Annotated in this window: 18 protein-coding genes; 6 read left to right on the forward strand and 12 right to left on the reverse strand. The window is 72.4% G+C overall.

Features of this window, described 5'->3' with window-relative positions; all coding sequences use genetic code 11:
* Positions 1-37: 37 nt before the first annotated feature.
* The 8 genes from FVE25_RS05495 to FVE25_RS05530 form a co-directional block, all read right to left on the reverse strand.
* Positions 38-778, reverse strand: a complete 741-nt coding sequence (locus tag FVE25_RS05495; RefSeq protein ID WP_157245236.1) for an ABC transporter permease — start codon at positions 776-778, stop codon at positions 38-40.
* Positions 779-789: 11 nt separating this feature from the next.
* Complete coding sequence (locus tag FVE25_RS05500) at positions 790-1,671, reverse strand: ABC transporter ATP-binding protein (RefSeq protein WP_157245237.1); 882 nt, start codon at positions 1,669-1,671, stop codon at positions 790-792.
* Entirely contained in the window at positions 1,668-1,991 is a 324-nt protein-coding gene (locus FVE25_RS05505) for a winged helix-turn-helix domain-containing protein (RefSeq protein WP_157245238.1), read from the reverse strand. Before FVE25_RS05505 ends, FVE25_RS05500 begins: the two co-directional genes overlap by 4 nt.
* A complete protein-coding gene (locus FVE25_RS05510; protein WP_157245239.1) occupies positions 1,973-2,602 on the reverse strand; it encodes a hypothetical protein in 630 nt (209 codons plus the stop codon). Before FVE25_RS05510 ends, FVE25_RS05505 begins: the two co-directional genes overlap by 19 nt.
* Positions 2,603-2,681: 79 nt before the next feature.
* Positions 2,682-4,361 (reverse strand): thiol reductant ABC exporter subunit CydC, encoded by a 1,680-nt coding sequence (gene cydC, locus FVE25_RS05515; protein ID WP_246266627.1) that lies wholly within the window; start codon positions 4,359-4,361, stop codon positions 2,682-2,684.
* On the reverse strand, positions 4,358-6,103 hold the full coding sequence (cydD, locus tag FVE25_RS05520; RefSeq protein WP_181019453.1) for a thiol reductant ABC exporter subunit CydD: 1,746 nt from the start codon (positions 6,101-6,103) through the stop codon (positions 4,358-4,360). Before cydD ends, cydC begins: the two co-directional genes overlap by 4 nt.
* A 9-nt stretch (positions 6,104-6,112) precedes the next feature.
* Positions 6,113-6,832, reverse strand: a complete 720-nt coding sequence (locus FVE25_RS05525) for a cytochrome d ubiquinol oxidase subunit II (protein WP_157245240.1) — start codon at positions 6,830-6,832, stop codon at positions 6,113-6,115.
* A gap of 10 nt (positions 6,833-6,842) precedes the next feature.
* Positions 6,843-8,015 (reverse strand): cytochrome ubiquinol oxidase subunit I, encoded by a 1,173-nt coding sequence (locus FVE25_RS05530; protein WP_157245241.1) that lies wholly within the window; start codon positions 8,013-8,015, stop codon positions 6,843-6,845.
* A 94-nt stretch (positions 8,016-8,109) separates the two neighbouring features.
* Between FVE25_RS05530 and FVE25_RS05535 the strand changes: the two genes are divergently transcribed.
* Complete coding sequence (locus tag FVE25_RS05535) at positions 8,110-8,433, forward strand: PadR family transcriptional regulator (protein ID WP_157245242.1); 324 nt, start codon at positions 8,110-8,112, stop codon at positions 8,431-8,433.
* On the opposite strand, the gene FVE25_RS05540 is transcribed toward FVE25_RS05535, so the two are convergent.
* The gene (locus tag FVE25_RS05540; RefSeq protein ID WP_157245243.1) at positions 8,405-9,076 is read right to left on the reverse strand and encodes a permease prefix domain 1-containing protein; all 672 of its coding nucleotides are present in this window, start codon (positions 9,074-9,076) and stop codon (positions 8,405-8,407) included. The genes FVE25_RS05535 and FVE25_RS05540 overlap by 29 nt on opposite strands.
* A 92-nt stretch (positions 9,077-9,168) precedes the next feature.
* Here FVE25_RS05540 and FVE25_RS05545 point away from each other — a divergent pair, with 92 nt between their 5' ends.
* Genes FVE25_RS05545 through FVE25_RS05555 form a run of 3 tightly spaced genes read left to right on the forward strand, consistent with a single transcriptional unit; the run spans position 9,169 to position 10,280 of the window.
* On the forward strand, positions 9,169-9,513 hold the full coding sequence (locus tag FVE25_RS05545) for a VOC family protein (protein ID WP_157245244.1): 345 nt from the start codon (positions 9,169-9,171) through the stop codon (positions 9,511-9,513).
* 13 nt (positions 9,514-9,526) lie between these two features.
* Positions 9,527-9,850: an ArsR/SmtB family transcription factor gene (locus tag FVE25_RS05550; protein WP_157245245.1), complete on the forward strand. Its 324-nt coding sequence runs from the start codon at positions 9,527-9,529 to the stop codon at positions 9,848-9,850.
* Positions 9,843-10,280: an SRPBCC family protein gene (locus tag FVE25_RS05555; protein ID WP_181019454.1), complete on the forward strand. Its 438-nt coding sequence runs from the start codon at positions 9,843-9,845 to the stop codon at positions 10,278-10,280. Before FVE25_RS05550 ends, FVE25_RS05555 begins: the two co-directional genes overlap by 8 nt.
* 4 nt (positions 10,281-10,284) lie before the next feature.
* Here the strand turns inward: FVE25_RS05555 and FVE25_RS05560 are convergent, their stop codons facing one another.
* A complete protein-coding gene (locus FVE25_RS05560) occupies positions 10,285-11,664 on the reverse strand; it encodes a pentapeptide repeat-containing protein (RefSeq protein ID WP_157245246.1) in 1,380 nt (459 codons plus the stop codon).
* Positions 11,665-11,901: 237 nt separating this feature from the next.
* Here FVE25_RS05560 and FVE25_RS05565 point away from each other — a divergent pair, with 237 nt between their 5' ends.
* Complete coding sequence (locus tag FVE25_RS05565; RefSeq protein ID WP_157245247.1) at positions 11,902-12,276, forward strand: thioredoxin family protein; 375 nt, start codon at positions 11,902-11,904, stop codon at positions 12,274-12,276.
* A gap of 45 nt (positions 12,277-12,321) precedes the next feature.
* Here the strand turns inward: FVE25_RS05565 and FVE25_RS05570 are convergent, their stop codons facing one another.
* The gene (locus FVE25_RS05570) at positions 12,322-12,585 is read right to left on the reverse strand and encodes an ArsR/SmtB family transcription factor (protein WP_246266629.1); all 264 of its coding nucleotides are present in this window, start codon (positions 12,583-12,585) and stop codon (positions 12,322-12,324) included.
* A 60-nt stretch (positions 12,586-12,645) separates the two neighbouring features.
* Between FVE25_RS05570 and FVE25_RS05575 the strand changes: the two genes are divergently transcribed.
* Positions 12,646-13,650: a questin oxidase family protein gene (locus tag FVE25_RS05575; RefSeq protein ID WP_157245249.1), complete on the forward strand. Its 1,005-nt coding sequence runs from the start codon at positions 12,646-12,648 to the stop codon at positions 13,648-13,650.
* 106 nt (positions 13,651-13,756) lie between these two features.
* Here FVE25_RS05575 and FVE25_RS05580 read toward each other — a convergent pair whose 3' ends face one another.
* Positions 13,757-15,094, reverse strand: coding sequence for a class II 3-deoxy-7-phosphoheptulonate synthase (locus FVE25_RS05580; protein ID WP_157245250.1), 1,338 nt, complete (start codon positions 15,092-15,094; stop codon positions 13,757-13,759).
* Positions 15,095-15,163: the final 69 nt, after the last annotated feature.

The following is a 15,163-nucleotide window of genomic DNA, read 5'->3' on the forward strand; positions in this document are numbered from 1 at the left end:
CGGGCGGGCGGTGCCCCCGTTTCCGCCCGCCGTACCGTCAGGAGAAGCGACGGCCCTCGTCGCGCCGGTAGGCCCAGACGGCGAGGGCGGCGATGACCACGGTCCAGACGGCCAGGGACGCCAGCGCGACGGGGTCGGGCGATATCCCGGCGATGGCCCACCACATCAGCTCGCCGCTGCCCCGGCTGGGCAGGTAGAGCGAGAGGGTCTGGACGAAGCCGGGCATCGCCTGGATCGGCAGCAGGATTCCGCCCAGGATGGCCAGGGGGAAGAAGGCCACCTGGGAGACCGCGATCGCCGCCTTCGACGACATCATGAAGCCGACGAACAGGCCGAGCAGCATGAAGGGCAGCGAGGCCGCCACGAGCGTCAGCAGGGCCAGTCCCAGGGTGGCCGGGGTGAGCCGGGCCTCGCTGAACGCCAGCGCGATCACCACCACGGGGATCACCGACAACCACATGCCGGCCAGGGACGACAGGATGCGCCCGGCGAAGCGGGGCAGCGGCCCTGCCGGCAGCGTGCGCAGGTAGGGGTTCCACGGCTGCTCGCGGTCCTGCGAGACCGTGATCGACAAGGAGATCACGGCCGAGGACAGCGCGCCCAGGAGCATCATGGAGCCGGTGGCGCGGGTGGCGGCGGCCGGGTCGTCCCCGGCGAAGGGGATCACGAAGGCCAGCATGCTGACCGCGGGGAAGAAGGCGCTGGCCACCAGGCCGATGGGGACCCGCAACTGCTCGATCATCAGGTAACGGGTGTGGGCCAGGGTCAGGCTGGACATCGCTCGCCTCCTCAGGCTGCGCCAGGGGTCTGGGCGGTCAGGGTGAGGAACGCCTCCTCCAGGGAGGTCGGGCGGATCTCCAGCCCGGAGAACGGGGCCCCGCTGGTGACCAGCGCCACCACGAGCCGGTCGGGATCATGGGTGACCAGATGCGTCCGCTCGCCCTCCCGCTCGGCGGACAGGACGCCGGGCAGCTCCGGCAGCAGCGGCGCCACCAGCGAGATCTTGTGGACGCCGACCATCTCGCGCACCGCCCGCACGGTGTCGTCGGCCAGCACCCGCCCGCCGCCCACGACGACGACGCGCTGCGCCAGCGCCTCGACCTCCTCCAGGTAGTGGCTGGTCAGCAGCACGGTGCCGCCCTCGTCGTGAAAGGCGCGGATGCCCTCCCAGAGGGTACGGCGGGCCTCGACGTCCAGCCCGGTGGTGGGTTCGTCGAGGAAGACCATGCGCGGCCGGCCGGCGAAGGCCAGCGCCACGGCCAGGCGGCGCTTCTGGCCGCCGGACAGCCCGCCCACCTGGCGGCGCTCCAGCCCGGTGAGGCCGAAGCGCTCCAGGAGTTCGCCCTTGGCCAGGGCCTTCGGGTAGTGGCGGGTGACGAAGCCGACGATCTCGCCCACGCGCAGGGCCTCGGGCAGGCCGGTCTCCTGCGGGGTGACGCCGATGCCGCGCCGTGCCACGGGGTCGGCGGGGGAGCCGCCGAGCAGCTCGACCGTGCCGGAGGTCGGGCGGCGCAGGCCGACGAAGAGGTTGATCAGCGTGGACTTGCCGGCGCCGTTGGGCCCGAGCAGGCCGACCAGCTCGCCGGGGCGGATCTCGATCGAGACGCGGTCCAGCGCGAGCACGCCGCCGTAGCGGCGGGTGACGTCGATGGTCCTGGCCAGGACGCTCATGTGGTGCCTCCAGCGTTGTCGAGCAGGGCGCGGATCGCCTTGGTGTATTCGTCGAAGGCCGCGCGGCCGAGTTTGGTCAGCGCGACGTAGGTGACCGGCGTGCGGCCCTTGTGGGTCTTGACGATCTCCACGTAGCCGGCTTCCTCGAGCTTGGTGAGGTGCACCGACAGGTTGCCCGCGGTCATGCCGAGCAGGTCCTTCAGCCCGGGGAAGGCCAGCCGGTCGCCAGGGGGCAGCGCGTTGAGCGTCGCCACGACCTTGAGCCTGGCCTGGGCGTGGATCACGGGGTCGAGCTCGGGGGTCACCGGCGCCGCCGCCACCACAGCAGGAGACCGGTGACGATGACGCCGCCGCCGCCGAGCACGGCCATCAGCAGGTAGATCAGGCCGCCGCCGAGAGAGACGCCGACCACGTCGACCGCCAGAACCCAGGCGCCGAGCACGAACAGGGCCCACTCGCCGAAGACGGCGCCGCCCGCGGCGTACATGATGCCGACGGCGAGCATGTAGGAGCCGGTGTAGTACGGGCCGGCCTCCTCGGGCGGAAGCTGGAGGACGAAGCGGGTGCCGAGGACGCCGACGGCGACCATGGCCAGCATCCAGGTGATGCCGTACATGGCGCCGCGGTGCCCGCTGGAGCCCCTGACCATCGAGCCGGAGCGGAAGATGGCCATGGTCATGAGCACCAGCGCGATGAGCTGGGTGCCCCAGAGCACGGCCAGGCCGGTCTGCCAGGTGATCGGCAGCGGGCCGCCCTTGCCGCTGACGCCGGCGCCCAGGAAGAGCACGCCGAAGCCGGCCAGCCAGGCCACGCCCCACGGCAGGTACACCAGCAGCGGATTGGGGATCAGCAGCCGCAACGTCGCCGCGTGTTGCCGCTCGATCAGCCGGAGCGTCTCCTCCGGGCTCGCGGGGGCCTCGTCGTCCACCATGCCAACTCCTCGCTCATCCAAACTGGTTTGAACTATAAACCAGAGTGGTTTGCGAAGCAAACTCCCTGCCAAGGGGACGTCAACGGCGGGTGAGGGCCTCCGACTGCCACAGATCGCGGTAGTAACCGGGCACCGCGACCAGCTCGTCGTGGCTGCCACGCTGGATCGCCCGGCCGTGCTCCAGGACGATGATCTCGTCCACCTGCTCCAGGCCCTTCAGCCGATGCGTGACCAGGAGCGTGGTGCGATCGTGGGTGACGTCCAGCAGGTCGCTCATCAGGGCGTCGGCCGTCTCCTCGTCCAGCGCCTCGGCCGGCTCGTCCAGCAGCAGCACCTGCGGGTCGTACAGCAGCGCGCGGGCCAGCGACAGGCGCTGGAGCTGGCCGCCGGAGACCGTCCTGCCGTCCTCGCCGAGCTCGGCGTCCCAGCCGGTCCGCTCCACCCACGTCTCCAGCCGGGCCTCGCGTACGGCTCGCGCCAGGTCGTCGTCGGAGGCGCCGGGGCCGGCCAGGCGCAGGTTGTCGCGCAGGGGGGCCTGGAAGATGTACGGATCCTGGGTCAGGCCGGTCATCAGCGTCCTGACCTGGTCGGAGTCCAGCTCCTTCAGGTCGGCGCCGTTGACGCGCACCCGGCCGGACTCCGGCTCCAGCAGCCGCATGAGCGCCGCCAGCACCGTGCTCTTGCCCGCCCCGCTCGGGCCCACCAGGGCCAGGCGCTTGCCGGGTTCCAGCGTGAACGAGATCCCGTCCACCGCCGGAGGGGCGCCGGGCGCGTGCCGTACGACGAGGTCCTCGACCTCGACCGTCAGCGGCCCGGCGGGGAGCGCGGCCGGTCGCGCGGGCTCGGTGACGGCCGGCGCCGCGGCGCGCACCTCGCGCAGGCGGCGCAGCGCCCCCGTGATGCCCGCCAGGCGCTCGCCCGCCGCGGCCAGCGGCAGCACCGGCTCGAACGACACCAGCGCCGTCAGCGCCAGCACCGCCGTCGCCACCGTGTCCGCGCCGGCCGCCTGGGCCACCAGCACGATCGCCACCACCGTGAGCCCCTGCACCAGCGTGCCGACGCCCAGCGAGCTCGCGTGCACGCGGGCCTGCCGGCGTTCGAGAGCGGCCAGGTCGGCGTCGGCGTCCATCGCCTTGGCCAGCGCCCGCTCGCCCGCGCCGTAGGCGGCCAGGTCGGCCGCGCCGTGCACCAGGTCGGCCACCCGCTCGGCCAGCGCCGCCCTGGCCGGGGCCAGCCGGGCCGACCACCTGCGGGCCGCCGCCGCCGTGCCCGCCGGGAGCGCCAGACCGGCCACCAGCAGCCCGGCCAGCAGCACCAGCGCGGCCAGCGGCGCCACCGTCAGCGCGATCACCACCGCCGCCACACCGGTGACCAGCGCCGCCGCGGCGGGAAGGAAACAGCGCACCAGCAGGTCCTGGACGGCCTCGGTGTCGTCCACCATGCGGCTGAGCAGGTCGGCCCCGCCGTGCCGCGGGCGCTGCGGCGGGATCAGCGCGTCGTAGAGCCGCTCCCTGGTCTGCGCCTGGGCCCGCAGCGCCACGTCGTGGCCGGTCAGCCGCTCGGCGTAGCGGAAGACGCCCCGGCTGGTGGCGAAGGCGCGCACGCCCACGATCGCCACGCTCAGCGCGGCCAGCGACGGCTGCTCGGCGGCACGCGTGATCAGCCACGCGGCGGCGGCGATCAGGCCCAGCCCGGCCAGCTCGGCCGCGGCCCCGGCCAGCACCGCCCACACCAGGCGCAGCCCCATCCGCCGGTTCACCGGGCCTCCCTCACAGTCGCGTCCGCCGAGTCCGCTGAACCCGCCGAGTCCGCCGAATCCGCCGAGCCCACTGAACCCGCCGATCCCGCCGCTCTCTCGCCGTCTCCCGGAGATCCGGCGGTGTCGGCGACCACCCGGCCGCCGTGGATGCGGATCACCCGGTCGGCCAGCTCGATCATGGCGGGCCGATGCGCGACGATGACCGCGGTGCGCCCCTCGGCCAGGGCGGCGGTGGCCGCCACGACCGCGGCCTCGCTGCGCCCGTCCAGCCGGGCGGTCGGCTCGTCGAGCAGCAGCACCGTGGCCCCGGGGCGGCAGAAGGCGCGGGCCAGGGCGATGCGCTGGCGCTGCCCGGCGGAGAAGTTCGCGCCCCGCTCGCCGACCTGGGTGTCGTAGCCCTCGGGCAGCGCCTCGATGAAGTCCCCGGCGTGGGCGGCCGCGGCGGCCCGCCGTACCTCTGCGAGGGGGGCGCCGGGCGCGCCGAGGCGGATGTTCTCGGCGACGGAGGCGGCGAACAGGTGCGGGCGCTGCGGCACGAACGCCAGCTCGGCACCGGGGCTCGGCTCCCTGCCGTCCACCAGCACGCGGCCGGAGGAGGGGGTGACGAAGCCGAGCACCAGGTGCAGCAGCGTGCTCTTGCCGCCCCCGCTCTCGCCCACGAGCGCGACCCGCTCGCCGGGCGCGATGACCAGCGAGACGTCCTCCAGCGCGGCGTCCTCGCGGCCCGGGTAGCGCACGGTGACGTTCTCCAGCCGGATCTCGGGCGGCCGCGCGCCGGGCCGGGCCGCCGCCCGCGCGGGCGCGGGGGACGCCTTCTCGTCGAGGACGGCGAAGGCGGCGTCGGCGGCGGCGACCCCCTCCATGGAGGCGTGGAAGCGGGTCCCCATCATCCGCAGCGGCAGGTACGCCTCGGGCGCCAGCAGCAGGACCAGCAGCGCCGTGGTGAGGTCGAGGGTGCCGCCGAGCAGCCGCAGGCCGACCGGGACGGCCACGAGCGCCAGGGACAGCGACGCGCACAGCTCCAGCACCAGCGACGACAGGAACGCCACCCGCAGCGTCCGCATGGTGGCGCCCCGGTGGGCGTCGGCGACCTGCCGGATGACGTTCGCCTGGTAGCGGGCGCGGCCGAAGGCACGCAGCGTGGGCAGCCCGCGCACCACGTCGAGGAAGTGCCCGCCGAGCCGGGCCAGGGCGTGGAACTGGCGCTCGGTGGCGGCCTTGGTGTGCATGCCGACCAGCGCCCCGAAGATCGGGATGAGCGGCAGCGTGACCAGCACGATCACGGCGCTGGCCAGGTCGGCGGCGAACAGCCGGACGAGCACGGCCAGCGGCACCACGGCGGCCACCGCCATCGCGGGCAGGTAGCCGGTCAGGTAGGGGTCGAGCCGGTCGAGCCCGCGCCCGGCCAGCGTGACGAGCTCGCCGGAGCGACGGCCGGCCAGGCGCGCGGGTCCCATCTCCTGCAGCCGTCCGAGCAGCCGCTCGCGCAGCGCGGACTTCACCCCGGTCGCGGTACGGCCGGCGAAGACGCCCTGGCTCCACCCGAGCAGCGCCCGCAGTCCGACGACCAGCGCCAGCACGCCGAGCGCGGCCAGGGTGAACCGGCCGGACAACACTCCGGCCAGCAGCTCGGCCTGGACGAGCACGAGCAGCCCGGCAAGGACGGCGGCGACCAGGGTGACGGCCAGGTGCCGGCGTACCGACTGCTCGGCCCGCATGAGGCGCAGGAGATCCTTGTGCACGAAGGTCCTCTAGAAGAATGACGGGGCAGGGGCGGCTCGCCGGAAGGTTCGCCAGACCCATACTTGCGCGCCCACCATGACCGGCGCGAAAGGCAACACCATGAAACTCAGCACACTCAGCGTAGAACCGGGTGCGGTCGCCCCCAGGAGGTGGGGTGCGGCTGCGGCCAGCAGCGCGATGACGGGCGCGGCGGCGGCCAGGCCGGTGAGCAGGAACCCGCGGGCCTTCCCGCCCTCTCGCCAGGCGAGGAAGGCCCGGCCGTGGAGGGCGAACAGCGCGGTGGTCACCAGGCCGAGGGCGAGGCCGAGCGGGTGGAGGGGCGAGGCGGTGAAGCCGGTGGCGGCCGAGTACAGCGCGACGCCCCATCCGGCCGACAGCCCGAGCGAGCCCAGGCTGATCATGACGTCCCAGAAGGAGCGCCCGAGGCGGCGCCGGAACCAGAGCCCGGCGTCGCGAACCACCCAGGCCAGCAGCATGACCACGACGATGGGGTAGAGCCCGAAGAGCACCTCGCCCTCGAGCATGGGGTAGACGCCGAACAACGTGCCGGCCACCGCGACCAGCCACACCTCGTTGGCCAGCACGAAGGGCGCCATGGAGGAGACCATGTGGTCCCTGCGCTCCTGCGGGCGGCCGAACATGAGCAGGCCGACGCCGAGGTCGAAGCCTTCGAGGGCGAAGTAGCCGGTCAGCAGGACGGCGAAGATGACGAACCAGATCAGTTCCATGGGAGGGCTCCTAGATGCCGCTCATGACGGGCTCGCGCGGCTGCTCCGCCGGGGCGGCGCCGAGGGCCAGGTCGGTGGTGCCGCGCCGGACCGCGCGGGCGATGAGCACGTAGTCGGCGACGGCCAGCAGGCCGAGCACGCCGGCGAATCCGATGAGCGAGGCGGTGATCATGCCGGGGGTCAGGCCGGGTGACATGGCGTCGGCGACGGTGAGCTTCTGCCAGATCATCCAGGGCTGGCGGCCCATCTCGCGGGCCACCCAGCCGCAGATGGCGGCGATGAAGGGCAGGGGCGTGAGCAGCATGACGATCGGGTGGGTCCAGCGCCAGCGCGGCAGCCAGTGGATCAGCGGCAGCAGGAAGAACAGCAGCACGAACGTCAGGAGGTCGCCGATGAGCATCATGACGGCCAGGCCGGTGCCCGCGCCCGGGTTGCCGTCGAACTTGCCGACCTCGATGACGCCGAACTGGGCGTAGCCGAAGCCGACGGCGACCATGCCGCCGGCCACGGCGAGGATGACGCCGGCGCGCATCGACTTGGTGAACAGCTCGTGCTCGTGGGTGCGCCGCCTGAGCTGGTAGGCGCTGGCCGCGGCCATGACCATGCCGCCGGTGAGCAGGGCGGCGCCGATGACGTGCGGCATCGCGAAGATCAGGGTCTTGTTGGTGAGCAGGGCGCCGAAGTCGACCAGTTCCATCCGGTCGCCGTTGACGACGGCGCCCGCCGGGTTCTGCAGGAAGGAGTTGGCGACCATGATGAAGAACGCGCTGGCGAAGGCGGTCAGGGTGACGAGCCAGATGCAGGCCAGGTGGAGCCACTTGGGCAGCCGGTGCCAGCCGAAGATCCACAGGCCGAGGAACGTCGACTCCAGGAAGAACGCCACCAGCGTCTCCATGGCCAGCGGCGCCCCGAAGACGTCGCCGGCGTAGTGGGACAGCCCGCCCCACGACAGCCCGAACTGGAACTCCATCACCAGCCCGGTCACGATGCCCAGGGCGTAGTTGATCACATAGATCTGGCCCCAGAAGCGGGTCATTCCCTCGTGCAGCCGCTTGCCCGACAGCACCCACCGCGTGTTGAGGACGGCCACCACCGGCGCCAGCCCCAGCGTGAGCACGACGAACAGGAAGTGCAGGCTGCCCGTCAGCGCGAACTGCAGCCGCGCCAGGTCCAGTGCCTCCATGATGCTTCCATCTCGTTGTAGTTGTGTCTGCCTACATATAGAGAGCCTACATGTAGACTGCCTACATGACGAACGGGAACCTAGGATTGTGGCCATGAACCCGGACGCGCTCCGCGGGCATCTGGACGCCCTGCTGCTCTCCGTGCTGGAGCACGAGCCCCTGCACGGCTACGCGATCATCGAGGCGCTGCAGGAACGCAGCGGCGGCTCGCTGAGCGTGCCCACCGGCACCGTCTACCCGGCGCTGCGCAAGCTGGAGCGCGTCGGCTACCTCGTCAGCGAATGGGCGACGGTCGGCGGCCGCAAGCGCCGCACCTACCGGCTCACCGACTCCGGCAGGCGGCAGCTCGAAGGCGAGCGGTCCGCCTGGCGGGAGTTCACCGCCACGATCAGCGGTGTGCTACGGCCGTCCGGGTGATGCGCAGGCAGCGCACGGCGCAGTAGAACTGCATCCCGGCCAGGGCGTAGGTCGCCAGCGTCACCAGTACGCCCGGCGGATAGGCGGCGAACCCGGTCATCCCCTTGGCCCCGACCGACAGCAGCCAGCCCAGGACCATGGTGGCGACCAGCATCGCGAGCACCAGCCCGCCCAGCGTCCTGGTCACCGCCCGGGCCCGCGGCAGCAGCCGCGCCCCGCGGCCGAGCGCGAGCAGCGCCAGCCCGCCGGCCACCCCGACCCCGAGCTGCACCAGGTCGAGCGCCCGCGAGCACGCCTCGAACCACTCCGGCTTGCTCGCCCACACCTCCGGCGCGAGCGGGAACACCTTCCAGATCATCGCCCAGGCCAGCGCCGTCAGCGGCACGCTCACGAACAGCAGCCCGCCCAGCCTGCGCCCCGCGCACGCCGTCAGCTCGCTCTGGTAGCCGGGCGCGATCTCCTCGACCGTCCCGAACTCCCGTACGGCCAGCAGTTCGGCCTCCTCGCGGGCCAGCCCGTCCGCCTCGAAGGCGTCGGCGGTGTCGATGAGGCTGTCGCGGGCCTCGACGACCATGTCGCGCTTGGGCCCCGCGGGACCGGCCAGCGCCCGCCCGAGATCGGCCACGTAGTCGTCGATGAGCATGCGCCCAGTCTAGAGACGGGCCGGTCAGGGAACCCATCGGGGTTTTCCCCGATATTTGATATGTAGGAATTATCCGACATATACTGGCCGACATGCAGATCTCTACCGTGACGGTCCCCGTATCCGACCAGGACGCGGCCCTCGACTTCTACACCCGCGCCCTCGGCATGCGGATGCGCACCGACAACCCGGCTCCGATGGGCCGCTGGCTGACCGTGGCCCCCTCGGAGAGCGGCACGTCTCTCCTGCTGGCCTCGTGGTTCCCCGAGATGGCCCCGATCGGCGGCCTGATCCTCACCGCGCCCGGCCTCGACGCGCTGGCCGAGCGCCTGGCCGGGTACGGCGCGGCCACGGAGGGCCCCAGCGACCAGCCGTGGGGCCGCCGGCTGCTCGTCCACGACCCGTTCGGCAACGGTTATGTCGTCAGCGAAGAGTGACATCCTTGGGGGTATGTCCGACGCGCTGTTCACCGCTCTCGCCAGCCCGGCCCGGCGCCGCCTGCTGGAGCTCCTGCTCCACGAAGGCGACCAGCCCGCCGGGCGGCTGGCCGAGCGGTTCGACATGACGCGCCCGAGCGTCTCGGAACACCTGAAGGTCCTCAAGGACGCCGGCCTGGTGGCCGAGAGCCGCCACGGCAGGGAGCGGCGCTACCGCCTGGAACCGGAGCCGCTGATGGCGCTGCGCGACTGGCTCAGCCCCTATGAACGCTTCTGGCGCGAGAAGCTCGCCAACCTCGGCACGGTCCTGGACGAACTGGACGATTTCGATGACTGACGACCTGACCGCCCTCCACCTCGATCACTTCTACCCGCACCCGCCGGCCAAGGTCTGGCGCGTGCTGACCGAGCCCGAGCTGATGGCCCGCTGGCTCATGCCCAACGACTTCAAGCTGGAGGTCGGGCACGCGTTCACCTTCACCACCGACCCGCTGCCCAGGTTCGGCTTCGACGGCGTCGTCCACTGCCGCGTCCTGGAGATCGAGCACCAGAAGCTGCTCAAGATCAGCTGGACGGACCGCAAGACCGCCGACTGGACCGTCAGCTGGCGTCTGGAGGGCGAGGGTCGCGGCACCCGGGTCTTCCTCGACCACGAGGGCTTCGACCCGGACGACCCCATCCAGCAGCACAGCCGCAGGGTCATGGGCGGCGGCTGGCGCAGCCGTCACTTCGCCGCGATCGAGCGCCTGCTGGCCGAGCTGCCCTGACCCGTCACGGCAGGTAGAAGGCCGGGCCCGGGGATTGGTCCCGGCGGGCGGCGTGGGAGGCCGACGTCCAGACGACGGCCCCGGCCATGATGGCCGCCAGCAGGACGAACCAGGCCGCCGCCCGGCCCATCCGCAGGCCGTACCCCCACACGAGCCACGACAGCACCAGCAGCCAGCGGCGGCTCGCGCCCGCCTTGCGGCGCATCTCCATGGCGCCGAAGGCGAAGTCGCCCGCGACGGCCGCGTCGTCCAGCCCGGCCTGGAGGCCCGCGTAGAGGGCGGCCAGCCGTTCGGCGCTGGCGGCGGTGCCGCCCGGCGGGCCCCATCCGCGTAAGAGGTGCTCGTCGGCCAGGGATCGCCGCCGGGAGAACCAGCGCAGCGGCGGCCAGCGCAGCCCGAAGCGCACGCCGCTGGGCGTGAAGGCGAACGTGCAGTCCTTCAGCCGCAGCCCGGCGGGGTGGGCGAGGCCGGCGAAGCGGCAGGCGGACAGGTCCATCCCGGTGATGGACAGCGACTGGGCCCGTACGTCGCGCAGCGAGCTGAGGGCGGAGCGGCCGCGGCCGGCGATCGACGACGGGCTGTGCAGGACCGCGTTCCCCAGGTCCGCCCGGGAGTCGGTCAGCCGGAGCGCGAGGGGCCCGAAGACCTCCGTGTGGCGCAGGTCCGCGCCGGAGCCGTTCACGCACAGGTCGAGTCCGGCGTCGGCGCGCACGTGGGCGGCCGACAGGCGGCCGGTCAGCGAGATGTAGGCGTTGCCGAGGAAGTGCGCGGTGTCGAAGCCGGCGCCGCCGGAGACCTTGCGGAAGGACAGGGTCCGGGCGAAGCGGGCGCCGCGGAACCCGGCGGCGTCGCCGAGGGAGGCGCCGTCGAAGGTCGCGTACCCGTCGAACCGGGTGCGTTCGCACGACAGGCCGCGGCCGCAGACGGCCTGGCTGAACAGGGCGTCGCGGGAGAGCACGGCTCCGTCGAGGGAGAGGTGGCCGCGCACGCGCACGCCGTGGAAGGACAGCTCACGCTCGAACCGGGCCCCGGCCAGCGAGACGTTGCCTTCGAAGCGGGCGCCGAAGAAGGAGGCGAGCCGGTCGAAGCGGGCGCCGTCCAGCGAGACGTCGCCGAGGAAGGCCACGCCGGAGAAGCGCGCGTCGCAGGTGAAGCGGGCGCGGTCGAGCCGGGTGCGGCCGGGCCGGTGCTCGGTGGCCTCCAGGACCAGGCCCAGCAGCTCGGCGTTGATCGTGGTGCCGCGCAGGTCGATCAGGCGGCCCGGGGTGAACGTCCGGAGGACCTCGGCGCGCTGCGCGGGCGTCAGGTGGAACAGGCATCGGTCGAACGGCCGGTGGGAGAAACCCGTGCAGGCGTCGGAGTGCGCGCAGGAGAGCCAGTCCATTCTGTGGTCATACCCGGGGTGCGCGGCGGTCAAGGTTAGATGAATTAACGCTCGATCCACTTTCATGTGGAAATATGCGACCGCTACCGTCCGTAAAGGGCGGGTCACCCGTGTTTTAACCCGGGCGGCCGGTGCTGGGGCTCCGGCTGCCCGCGCGGCGAGGCCCGGCATGGAATGCTGGAATGCGGTGATTGGTTGACACCGTAGCAACTTCAACGACGATACGAGGAGCCACTTGTGGCGACCATCGAAGTAACCGAGAAGAACTTCAACGACATCGCCGACAAGGGGATCGTCCTGCTCGACTTCTGGGCTGCCTGGTGCGGGCCGTGCCGTACGTTCGGTCCCATCTTCGAGAAGGCGTCGGGCAAGCACGAAGACATCACCTTCGGCAAGATCGACACCGAGGCCGAGCAGGCGCTGGCGCAGGGGTTCGAGATCACCTCGATCCCGACCATTATGGCCATCCGTGACGGCATCGTCGTTTACGCCCAGCCCGGCGCACTCCCCGCGCCGGCGCTCGAGGACCTCATCGGCCAGGTGCGCGCGCTGGACATGGACGCCATCCGCGCCGAGCTCGCCGAGGAGCTGAAGAAGGCCGACCAGAGCTGACGGCTCGCGCGACGCACCCCGCCCGGAGACGCCGGGCGGGGTTTCTCATGACCCGGCCAGCTCGGCGAGGGTGCCGGCCACGCCGGCCAGCGCGCGGGGGACCAGCGAGTAGCAGATGGTGTTGCCGTCGCGCCGGGTCGTCACGATGCCCGCCTCTCGCAGCACCTTCAGGTGCGCGGAGACCGTCGGCTGGCTCACGCCGAAGTCGTCGGTGAAGTCGCAGGCGCAGATCTCGGCCTGCTCGGCCAGCTTCCGCACGATGCCGAACCGCACCGGATGGGCCAGGGCCCGCAGGATCTCGATCTCCACGATGGACAGCATATAGGGATATTGCTATATATGGCTAAGCCTATATAGACAGGAGACGATATGCTGGACGAAGCCCTGGAACGCCTCGCGCGCACCGGCCCGGAGTTCGGCGGCGGGCTGTCCAACCACGGGCCCATGGCCGCGGAGGCGCTCGTCCGGCTGGGCCACGCCGACGCCGTGTCCACATGGGTGGGCGCCTACCTGCCCAAGCTGGAGGGCGCCGCCGGGCGCGGCGGCCGCATCACCGACTGGCGTGCCGGCCTGGGCAGCCACCATCGGGTGGGCGATTGGGAGGCGTACTTCGAGAACGAGCTGGAAGAGGCGTCCTGGCAGGCCGTGCTGGCCCGCTGGTGGCCGCGCCTCCTGCCCGGCATCGCCGCGGCCGCCACCCACGGGGTGATCCGCACCGCCCACGCCGTGCGCGGCCTCGCCGAGCACGATCATCCGGTACGGCGGGCCGAGCTGGCCCACGCCCTCGCCTACTGGGCCGCCGCCTACGTGGAACTACCCGGCCGCCCCGTGGCGGCGGGCACCCTGCCCCTGGAGGCCGCCGTGGCCGCCCTGCCCGGCCACGACGTCGACCACTCCGGGCTCATCGTCGACAGCATGCTGGCCCTGTCCGGCGCGCCCGCCTTCCCGGACGCCGTCGCCGTCCTGCGCCCGCCCGCCGACCCGGCCGCCGCCCTCCACGAGCTGACCGCCGCCTTCGCGGGCCTCTTCCTGCGCCGGGGCGGCCGCGCCACGATCACCTGGATTCACTCGGTGACCGCGCCCGCCGCCGTCGCGTCGATCGTCCCCCACCTGCCCGCGGCGGCGATCCGCCCCACCCACGACGCGCTGTGGCAGGTGGGCGCCGCCATCCACAGCGCCTTCTCCCGCATCTCGCCGCACGAACCCCTGCCCGAGGGCCCGCCACCCGGGCGCGACGACCTGGCCGAGCGGGCGGTGGCCCACGGGGACGAGCACGTCATCAAGCTCACCGAGGCGTGCCTGCGCGAACACGCGCTGGGCGGCGACCCGATCTTCCTCCACGCCGCCGCCGCGGGCCTGCGCCGCCTCAGCTGAAGCCGGTCGGAAGGGGGCCGTGCCGTAGGGAGGTGCGGCATGCCCGCCGGCCCAAGAAGGCCGTGCCGTACGGCGGAGCCGGGCTCCGCCGTACGGGAAGGGACGGTCAGGCCGAGCGGTAGAGCTCGGCCACCTGGAAGGCCAGGTCCAGCGACTGCGACCGGTTGAGGCGCGGGTCGCAGGCGGTCTCGTAGCGCAGCGCCAGGTCATCCTCCGCGATCTCCTGGCCGCCGCCGACGCACTCGGTCACGTCGTCGCCGGTGAACTCGATGTGAATGCCGCCCGGGTGGGTGCCCAGCGCGCGGTGGACCTCGAAGAAGCCGGCCACCTCGTCCAGGACGTCGTTCAGGCGGCGGGTCTTGTGGCCGCTCGGCGCCTCGAAGGTGTTGCCGTGCATCGGGTCGCAGATCCACGCCACCTGCGCGCCCGACGCGGTGACCTCCTTGACCAGCGGCGGCAGCAGCTCGCGGATCTTGGGCGCGCCCATCCTGGTGATGAACGTCAGGCGGCCGGCCTCGTTGTCCGGGTTGAGCTTCTCGATCAGCGTGAGCGCCTCGCTCGCCGTCGTGGTGGGGCCGAGCTTGACACCGATCGGGTTGCGGATCCGGGAGAAGAACTCGACGTGCGCGCCGTCGAGCTGCCGCGTGCGCTCGCCGATCCAGACCATGTGCGCCGAGACGTCGTACGGCCGGCCGGTGCGCGAGTCGATGCGGGTGAGCGCCTGGTCGTAGTCGAGGATCAGCGCCTCGTGCGAGGAGTAGAACTCCACCGTGTGGAACTCCTCCGGCTCGGCGCCGCAGGCCCGCATGAACGCCAGGGCCTGGTCGATCTCCCTGGCCAGCTGCTCGTAGCGGCGCCCGGCGGGCGACTCGAGCACGAAGTCCTGGTTCCAGGCGTGCACCTGGCGCAGGTCGGCGTAGCCGCCCTTGGTGAAGGCGCGGGCGAGGTTGAGCGTGACCGCCGAGGAGTGGTACGCCTTCAGCAGCCGCCACGGGTCGGGGACCCTGGACTCCTCGGTGAAGTCGAATCCGTTGACCATGTCGCCCCGGTAGGCCGGCAGCGTGACGCCGGCGCGGGTCTCGGTCCCCTTGGAACGCGGCTTGGCGAACTGCCCGGCCACGCGGCCGATCTTCACCACCGGCACCTTGGCCGCGTAGGTGAGGACGATGGCCATCTGCAGCAGCGTCTTGAGCTTGTTGCGCACGTTGTCGGCGGTGGCCCCGGCGAAGGTCTCGGCGCAGTCGCCGCCCTGCAGCACGAACGCCCGTCCTGCGGCCACCTCGGCCAGCTGGTCCTTGAGCTGGTCGCACTCGCCGGCGAACACCAGAGGAGGGAGAGTCCGCAGCTCGGCCACGACTTTGCCGAGCTCGGCGGGGTCGGGCCAGTCGGGCTGCTGGGCGGCGGGAAGCGCCCGCCAGGAATCGAGGTTGCTCAGTGCGCTCACGACAAACGAGAGTATTCCACTCCGCCCTCGTATCCGACCGTCCGTTCCACACTCTGAGAACGTGTTCTC

It is taken from the genome of Nonomuraea typhae (assembly GCF_009760925.1).
Lineage (GTDB): Bacteria > Actinomycetota > Actinomycetes > Streptosporangiales > Streptosporangiaceae > Nonomuraea > Nonomuraea typhae.